Annotated in this window: 1 pseudogene; it reads right to left on the reverse strand. The window is 62.0% G+C overall.

Features of this window, described 5'->3' with window-relative positions:
• Positions 1 to 330, reverse strand: a pseudogene (locus PU724_RS34000) (hypothetical protein); the annotation flags it as partial.
• Between the last annotated feature and the right edge of the window lie 12 nt (positions 331 to 342).

Below are 342 nucleotides of genomic sequence, written 5' to 3' on the forward strand. Positions count from 1 at the left end.
AAACGGCCCGGCGCGCTCGGCGGCGGCAAAGAGCTCGTCCTGGTCAAAACTCTGCACAGGTGAGTGAGCTGGTGGAGCAAAGGGCAAGCGCGAACCGCCTTCCCCGGCGTCCTCCTCTTGCAGCATGCTCGGTCCAACCGCATCTGCATGTGAGCCGGTCCGCCTGGCAAGACGGCTGTTTGGAACGGCTTGCCGATGCTGGTCCGGCTGCGACGCGTTCAGATGCTCCTGAAAACGCGCCTGGTCGGTCTGCTGCTGTTGCGAGCCTGCATCGTCTGTGCGGGCGAGATCTGAGACGCGGGATGGATTGACGTTCTTAAAGGGATCCATGCTATCTCCTTT

The organism is Mesorhizobium abyssinicae (assembly GCF_049887195.1).
GTDB lineage: Bacteria > Pseudomonadota > Alphaproteobacteria > Rhizobiales > Rhizobiaceae > Mesorhizobium > Mesorhizobium abyssinicae.